This window comes from Dietzia sp. DQ12-76, assembly GCF_014145045.1.
Classification (GTDB): domain Bacteria; phylum Actinomycetota; class Actinomycetes; order Mycobacteriales; family Mycobacteriaceae; genus Dietzia.
Genome location: NZ_JAALDV010000353.1, coordinates 1 through 4,102 on the forward strand (window position 1 = coordinate 1; position 4,102 = coordinate 4,102).

Annotated in this window: 3 protein-coding genes and 1 pseudogene; all 4 read right to left on the reverse strand. The window is 70.3% G+C overall.

What is annotated here, in order from left to right; translation table 11 throughout:
• Positions 1-872: serine/threonine-protein kinase (locus G6019_RS12075; protein ID WP_182627684.1), on the reverse strand; the 872-nt coding region annotated here is incomplete at its 3' end.
• Positions 869-2,341 (reverse strand): penicillin-binding transpeptidase domain-containing protein, encoded by a 1,473-nt coding sequence (locus tag G6019_RS12080; protein WP_107755254.1) that lies wholly within the window; start codon positions 2,339-2,341, stop codon positions 869-871. The genes G6019_RS12080 and G6019_RS12075, both read right to left, overlap by 4 nt.
• Positions 2,342-2,348: 7 nt before the next feature.
• The gene (locus G6019_RS12085; protein WP_107755255.1) at positions 2,349-3,791 is read right to left on the reverse strand and encodes an FtsW/RodA/SpoVE family cell cycle protein; all 1,443 of its coding nucleotides are present in this window, start codon (positions 3,789-3,791) and stop codon (positions 2,349-2,351) included.
• A gap of 3 nt (positions 3,792-3,794) precedes the next feature.
• Positions 3,795-4,102 (reverse strand): annotated as a pseudogene (locus tag G6019_RS12090) (serine/threonine protein phosphatase); the annotation flags it as partial.

A 4,102-nucleotide genomic window follows, 5' to 3' on the forward strand; every position in this document is an offset into this window, starting at 1 on the left:
GCGGCCGCGGCGAACGCCTGCGGGGGCCGCGGGTCACGGCCCGCGCGCACGTCCGAGACCGCCTCGGCGAAGGCTTCCCCGTCGGGGTACCGCCGGTTCGGATCCTTGACCATGGCGTCGGAGAGGAGCCTGCGCACCGACGGCGGTACCGAGTCGGGGAGCGGGGGCGGCGTCTCGCGGACGTGCATCATCGCCACGCTCACCGGGGAGTCGGCTACGAACGGCCTGCGCCCGGACACGCACTCGTATCCCACGACCCCGAGGGAGTAGACGTCACCGGCAGGGGTGGTCTCGTGACCCATGGCCTGCTCGGGTGCGATGTACTGGGCCGTGCCCACGACCATCCCGGCCTGGGTGACCGCCGCGGACCCCATCGACTTGGCGATGCCGAAGTCGGTGAGCTTGACCTGCCCGGAGGGCGTGATGAGGATGTTGCCCGGCTTGACGTCCCGGTGGACCAGCCCGATGGCGTGCGCGGCGTTGAGTGCGCGACCGGTCTGCTCGAGCATGTCCAGGGTGTGGCGGAGCGGTAGCGACCCCTCGCGCGCGAGAACATCGGAGAGCGGCTCGCCCACCACGAGCTCCATGACCAGGTAGGACAGCGGGTTTCCCGAGGCCGGGTCGTCGATCTGCCCGTAGTCGTAGACCGTCGCGACACCCGGGTGGGAGATCCGCGCCGTCACCTTGGCCTCGGACCGGAACCTCTCCACGAATTCCTGATCGGAGGAGAACTCGGCCTTGAGGACCTTGACCGCGACGTGTCGGTCCAGCACCGCGTCGGCGGCCTCCCAGACCTGTCCCATCCCGCCCGTGGCGATCAGGCGCAGCAGTCGGTACCGGCCGGAGAGCACCGCTCCGGAGTTCAGGCTCATCCCGCGCCCCCGAGGAGTGCCCCCAGGACCTCGCGGCCGATGGGGGCGGCGTAGGTGGAGCCCACGGTGTCTCTGGTGATGCCGGGACCTGACTCGAGCGCCACGGCCACGGCCACGTCCTGGCCGGGGACGAAGGCGATGTACCAGGTGTAGGGCACGGTCGTCGCGGCGTCCACGCCGTGCTCGGCGGTACCGGTCTTGGAGGCGATGGTCACCCCGGGCAGCCCGCCGCCGGCATTGCGTTCCGCGCCCTCCATGAGCTCGGTGAGGGTGGCGGCCTGCTCGTCGGTCAGGGCGCGCCCCGCGTCCTCAGGGGAGAACCCCTGCACCACGGAGAGGTCGGGCGCCGTGAGCGAGCGGATCAACTGGGGCTGCATGCGTACCCCGCCGTTGGAGACGGTGGCCGCCACCATGGCGTTCTGCAGGGTCGTCATGCGGACATCGCTCTGACCGATCGAGCTCATGGCGAGTTGCGCGGCGTCCTCCATCTGGCCCAGGCCGGACGGAGCCGCGGGGATCCCGAGTTCATCCGGTTCCCCGCCGTCCAGACCGAATCGTTCGGCCATCTCGGTGAACGCGTCGGTGCCGATCTCCTGGCTGAGCTCCACGAACGGCACGTTGCAGGAGAGTTCGAACGCCGTGCGGAGGGTCACGGTGCCGCCACCACAGGTCTGGCCTGCGTAGTTCTGCAGGAACGTGGAGGTGCCGGGCAGCAGCGTGCGGTCCGCACCGGACACCGGCGTCTCCGGTCCCATCCCGGATTCGAGTGCGGCGGCCGTCGTGATGACCTTCATGGTGGACCCGGGCGGCAGGGACTGCTGCGTGGCGTGGTTGAGCAGCGGCCGGTCCGGGCTCTGTTCGATCCGCTCCATCTCCTGGGTGCGGACGGTCTGCTCCTGGCTGGACAGCGCGTTCGGGTCGAACGCCGGGCTGGAGGCCAGGGCCAGCACCTCCCCGGTCGAGGGCCGGACCGCGGCCACCGAGCCGACGAAGGGTCCCTGGCCGGCGCCCCGTTGCAGTGCGCCGAAGGCCGCCTCCTGCGCGGCGGGGTCGAGGGTCAGCTCCACCGACCCGCCCTGGGGGGTCCGGCCGGAGATGAGTCCGGTGATGCGTTGGGAGAGCAGCCTGGGGTCCGATCCGTTGAGGAAGGCGTCCTGCGACTGTTCGATCCCCGAGGTGGCGTACTGCAGGGAGTAGTACCCCACCGTCGGACCGAACGCGACCGGGCTGGTGGGATAGGTGCGCTCGAACTCGTACCTGCCGTCCGAGGGCACCGACATGGCCAGCACGCGGCCCCCGGCGGTGATCTGCCCGCGCTGGCGGGAGTACTCGTCGAGCAGCATCCGGGTGTTGCGGGGGTCGGCCCGCAGTTCATCGGCGCGGAAGACCTGGACCCAGGTGAGCTGGAGGAGCAGCGCCACCACCATGACGATGGCGGCGACCGCGACCCTGCGGATGGCGGCGTTCACCCGGCGCTCACCCGGCCTTCCGGACGCGGGCCAGCAGCGGGGTCCTCATCATGCCCGTGGCCGCCTCGGCGAGCGCGGGTGTCTGACGCGGGGTGGGCATCGGTCGACGGGCGTCGTGCGACAACCGGAGCAGGATGGCCAACAGGGCGTAGTTGGCGAGGAGGCTCGACCCGCCGTAGGCCATGAACGGCAGGGTGAGCCCGGTGAGCGGGATGAGGGTGGAGACCCCGCCGACCACCACGAAGACCTGGATGGCGACGGTGAACGCCAGGCCGACGGCGACCAGTTTGCCGAAGCTGTCCCTGATGGTCAGGCCCACCCGGATCCCGCGCAAGACGACGATCGCGTAGATCATCAGCACGGCCGCGAGGCCGATCAGGCCGAGCTCCTCGCCGATGGTCGAGGTGATGAAGTCGGTACCCGCGAACGGCACCTGGTCCGGTCGCCCGTTGCCGAGCCCGGTGCCGCCCATGCCCCCGGAGGCGAGCCCGAACAGGGCCTGTGAGCTCTGGTAACCGCCGGTGTCGAAGTAGGCGAAGGGGTCCTGCCAGATCTGGAACCGCACCCGCACGTGGCCGAACAGTGCGTAGGCCAACACGCCTCCGATGCCCACGAGGACGACGCCGATGAGCAGCCAGCTGATCCGCTCGGTGGCCACGTACAGCATGGTCAGCACGGTGGCGAAGAGCAGCAACGCCATTCCCAGGTCCGTGTTGAACACCAGCACTCCCAGGGAGAGGAACCACGCCACGATGATCGGCCCGAGGTCCCGCCCGCGGGGCAGGTCCACGCCGAGGATGCGACGTCCGGCGCTGGTGAACAACTCACGCTTCTCGACGAGGATCGAGGCGAAGAAGATGATGAGCAGGATCTTGGCGAACTCGCCGGGTTGGATGGTGAAGCCGGGCAGGATGATCCAGTTCTTGGCGCCGTTGATCTCGGAGAACCGGGCGGGAAGTACCGCCGGGATCGCCAACAACGCCAGGCCGGAGAAGCCCATGGTGTATCCGTACCGGGACAGCACCCGGTGGTCGCGGAGGAAGTACAACACGGCCGCCATGAAGGCCAGGCCGATCAGCGTCCAGAGCAACTGTCTGGTGACGTCCATCCCCGGCGGGTCGTTGCCGTTGGCCACGGCGCGCGCCGCGTAGGCCAGGTCGAGGCGGTAGATGAGCACCAGGCCGAGGCCGTTGAGGAGGGCGACGGCGGGGAGCAGCACGGGGTCCGAGTACGGCGCCAACCACCGGATCAGCAGATGCGCCACCCCGCACAGGCCCAGGTAGGCCAGGGTCAGCCAGAGCAGGGTCAGGCTCAGTTCCTGCTCCTGGGCCAGTTGGACGAGGAACAGGGAGAACCCGACGATCACCGACGCGGCGACGAGGAGGACGAGTTCCTTGCCGCGGCGGGGCGGGACGGTGACCGCGGGCGTTCCGGATGCGGGAGTGGTCACAGGTCAGCTCACCGCCCGGCAGTCGACCCCCGGCACCGAGGCCGGGGCGGGACGTGGAGTGGGTTCGGGGGAGGGCTCGGGTGACTGCTCCGGAGCGGGGCGGGGAGACGTGGTGGGCGCCGACGGCGAGGTGGTGGCCTCCGCCGGCTCCTCGCTCCTGCCCCCGTCGCGCCGGGGTGCACACGGCGGCAGCAGGTTGTCCTCGGCGAGTCGGAAGATCTGGGCCCTGGCGTCCGCGAGGCTGCCCGACGGCATTCCCGCTCGCACCGATTCGCGGGCCGGCTCGCTCAGATCGCCGATGGCGAAGACGT